Origin of the sequence: Kitasatospora sp. NPDC058406, assembly GCF_042722765.1 — a bacterium.
Taxonomy (GTDB): Bacteria; Actinomycetota; Actinomycetes; order Streptomycetales; family Streptomycetaceae; genus Kitasatospora.
The window spans coordinates 1-3,440 of sequence record NZ_JBHXKE010000442.1; the positions used below are offsets into that span (position 1 = coordinate 1).

Sequence of the window (3,440 nt, forward strand, 5' to 3'; positions counted from 1 at the left end):
CCGCCGGACGGCTCCGGCGGCGCCGTCAGGGTGCCAGCAGGCTGGGGAACGGCCCGAGCAGCAGGTTGGTGAACCGCCGGGTCCACTCGCCGGTGATCGGCTCGCCGCTGACCAGCACCCGGTGCTCGACCGTCCCGGCGATGGTGTCGAAGATGATGTCGATCTCCTCCCCGGCGGTCTTCTCGTCGCAGTCCGGGGCCAGCTCGCCGCGCGCCTGGGCGGCGGCCCTGCCCTGCCGGACCAGTCTCTTCTGGGGGTCGACGATCGCCTCGCGGATCCGCCGGCGCAGCTGCCGGTCGCGGGTGCCCTCGGCGAACAGGGCGAGCAGGGCCGCCTGGGTCTCCGGTCGGGCCAGCAGGTCGGCGAACTGGGCGACCACGCCCTCGATGTCGGCCCGCAGGCTGCCCAGGTCGGGCATCACCAGCTCGTCGAAGAGGCTGGCGACGGCGTCCACCACCAGCTCGTTCTTGGACGGCCAGCGCCGGTACAGGGTGGTCTTGGCGACGCCCGCGCGGGTGGCGACGTGGCCCATGGTGAGACCGCCCCAGCCGAGGTCGGCGAGGGTCTCGCGGGTGGCGTCCAGGATGGCGCGGTCGGCGGCCGCGCTGCGTGGACGACCCTTGGCGCGGACGGTCGCGCCGTCGGGGTTCTCCGGGGTTTCCGGAGGTTCGTCCGGGCGGGCCGGGTGCGCCGGGGTCACGGGGGGCTGGGGGGCCGGCACCGGGCCTCCTTGCAGTTTACCGGTAAGTAACATGGGTGGGGCTGGTAACGGTAGCGACTTCACCGTGTCCAGGTCAGCCGGGCCGAGCCGGAAAGTGGGGCAGCTCACGTTGCGGGAGTGCCGGCGGGGGTTGCGGCGGGTGCCCTCGATCCAGTTACGCTACGACTCGTAGCGAAAGCTGACGACGACCAGGCGCCGCCACCCCGTGGGACGGGAGCGGCACGGGTGCGGATGGGGATCCGCACCGAACGGTTCAGGTTATCGGGGGTCGGGTTCTCCACCGGGGGAATCGAGGCCGCGCAGCCCGCGCGGGTCGGTTTTCCGGAAGGTGGTGCCCGCAGGCAGGGCGGACGGGGGAGGATGGTGCCATGCAGCCACGGAATTCGCGTCCCAACAGCTCCGCCCTGCGCGGTGCGGTCGATCTCGCCGCAGTGAAGGCAGCCGGCGAAGCTGCCCAGAAGGCCGAGCAGGCCCGGGCCGAGCGGGCCCGCCAGGCGGCCGCCGCCGAGGAGGACGGAGTCGCCCCGGTCGGGGTCGACTACCCGCTCGTCATCGATGTCACCGAGGACACCTTCGAGACCGAGGTCGTCCAGCGCTCCACCGAGGTGCCGGTCGTCATCGACTTCTGGGCCGAGTGGTGCGGGCCCTGCAAGCAGCTCAGTCCGATCCTGGAGCGTCTGGCCGAGGAGTACGCCGGCCGGATCGTGCTCGCCAAGATCGACGTCGACAGCAACCAGCTGATCGCCCAGCAGTTCGGCATCCAGGGCATCCCGGCCGTGATGGCCGTGGTGGCCGGCCAGCTGGTGCCCCTCTTCCAGGGCGCCGAGAACGAGGCCAACGTCCGCAAGGTGCTGGACCAGCTGATCCTGGTCGCCGAGCAGCGCTTCGGCATCGTCGGCGGTGCCGGTCTGCCGGGCGGCGCCGAGTCCGCCGAGGCGCCGGGCAGGCCCGAGGACCCGGCCCTGGCGGCGGCGCACGACGCGCTGGACCGGGGCGACCTGGGCGGCGCCGTCCAGGCGTACGAGAACGTGCTGGCCGAGCAGCCGGGCAACACCGAGGCGAAGCTCGGCCTGGCCCAGGCGGAGCTGCTCCGCCGGGTGGAGGGTCTGGACCTGCAGGCGGTCCGGGCCGCGGCCGCCGCGGACCCGAAGAACGTCGAGGTGCAGCTGCAGGCGGCCGACCTGGACCTGGTGGGCGGGCACGTCGAGGACGCGTTCGGCCGCCTGGTCAACACGGTGGGCAGGACCTTCGGCGAGGAGCGGAACGCCGTCCGGGTCCGGCTGTTGGAGCTGTTCGAGGTCATCGGCACCGAGGACCCGAGGGTCACGGCGGCCCGCCAGGCACTGGCGCGCGTGCTCTTCTGAGGCCCTGTCGTTCCGGGCCCGCCGGGCGGGCCGGAGGCCGCTGTTCCGGCACGGTGGACGACCTGCGGTGCCGCTGGTGATTTGGCGACAATCCGGTCGCCGCGCCAGAGGTTTACCAAATCTTGACAACACCCGTGGACGGTCACGACATGTGACCGTCCACGGGTGTTTCGCTGATGTTTCCGGGGGATTTCGCCGTCACCATTCCTTCAATTCGTGACTCTGCGTGTTCATGTGGCTCATTCCATGATCATCGCCGTCCGATGTTGGATTACCCGTCAGTAATGAACCTCTTGTGCTCAGCCCGGGATTCGAGCAGCATCGGCACGCCCGGTCCCCACACTCCAACTCCCGGCAGCCGGCCGGGGACGACGGAGCGGGGGATCCCCACCGGGCAGCCGTCGGCCCCGGCCGCCGGCATGAAGGCAGGGGGGTATCCGCGGTCCCACGGCGGTTCCTGTCCTTCGTCAGGCCGCGCTGCCCGCGCGGTCACTGGTTGTCGCTCGGGGGGATCGCCCGTGTTGTCACGGCGCTCTCCGCTACCGAGGACGTAGCTCTCTCCCATCCCAGGCCCCCCACCGGTGCGGGACGCACCGCCGGGGAGCCGGAGATGTACGTCCGATAGGAGGACACGCATGTCCCAGACCCACGGCAAGACCCGCTGGAAGCGCTTCGCCCTGGTGATGGTGCCGAGCGTCGCGGCCACCGCGATGGTCGGCGTCTCGATCGCCAACAGCGCGCTCGCGGCGTCGTTCAGCATCTCGGGCCAGCAGTTCAAGGTGAAGACCTCGCACCTCAAGGGCACCAACTTCGCCCAGTTCGGCACGGTCGACATCGAGGCCAACGGCACGCCGCACCCGGTCGCCGTCTCGGCCTTCGACGACGCCATCATCGAGAACCTCTGCCAGTCGGTGGTGACCGACCTCTCGGCGCTCGGCCTCGGCAAGATCACCCTCCAGCTGAACGCCGGCACCGACAAGGACAAGCCGGTCACCGCGCACAACCTGCTGATCGACCTGGAGCAGCTGAAGGCCGACGCGAAGTTCACCGACATCAACATCGGTCAGGACGCCTCGACCCTCACCGGTTCGGCGACCCAGGGCTGGAAGGGCCACCCGGCCCTCAAGGAAGCCGGCAAGAAGCTTCCGACCGGCGCCGTCGGCTTCGCCCAGGCCGCCAGGGAGGCCGACCTCACCGGCGTCGAGCAGGTCGCACGCGCCACGTCGGCCGGCACCTTCGTCCTCAACGGTCTGAGCCTCAAGCTCAAGAGCGGCGACGGCCCGGGCAACGAGTGCTTCTGAGCCTCGTCTGACGGTGCGCCGGTCGGCGCACCCGAGTGAGGGGTCCTTCAGGGC

Annotated in this window: 3 protein-coding genes; 2 read left to right on the plus strand and 1 reads right to left on the minus strand. The window is 71.0% G+C overall.

The features are described 5' to 3' along the window. Window positions 1-25: 25 nt before the first annotated feature. Window positions 26-586, minus strand: coding sequence for a TetR/AcrR family transcriptional regulator (locus ACFWOG_RS40170; RefSeq protein ID WP_329883200.1), 561 nt, complete (start codon window positions 584-586; stop codon window positions 26-28). A gap of 503 nt (window positions 587-1,089) precedes the next feature. Here ACFWOG_RS40170 and ACFWOG_RS40175 point away from each other — a divergent pair. Next, on the plus strand, window positions 1,090-2,085 hold the full coding sequence (locus ACFWOG_RS40175) for a tetratricopeptide repeat protein (protein ID WP_329952209.1): 996 nt from the start codon (window positions 1,090-1,092) through the stop codon (window positions 2,083-2,085). A 635-nt stretch (window positions 2,086-2,720) separates the two neighbouring features. Further along, a complete protein-coding gene (locus tag ACFWOG_RS40180) occupies window positions 2,721-3,386 on the plus strand; it encodes a DUF6230 family protein (protein WP_329882985.1) in 666 nt (221 codons plus the stop codon). The last annotated feature ends 54 nt before the right edge of the window (window positions 3,387-3,440 follow it).

Coding starts and splice junctions, on each gene's coding strand:
- ACFWOG_RS40175 (WP_329952209.1), top strand. CDS start 1,090: ATGCAGCCACGGAATTCGCGTCCCAACAGCTCCGCCCTGCGCGGTGCG.
- ACFWOG_RS40180 (WP_329882985.1), top strand. CDS start 2,721: ATGTCCCAGACCCACGGCAAGACCCGCTGGAAGCGCTTCGCCCTGGTG.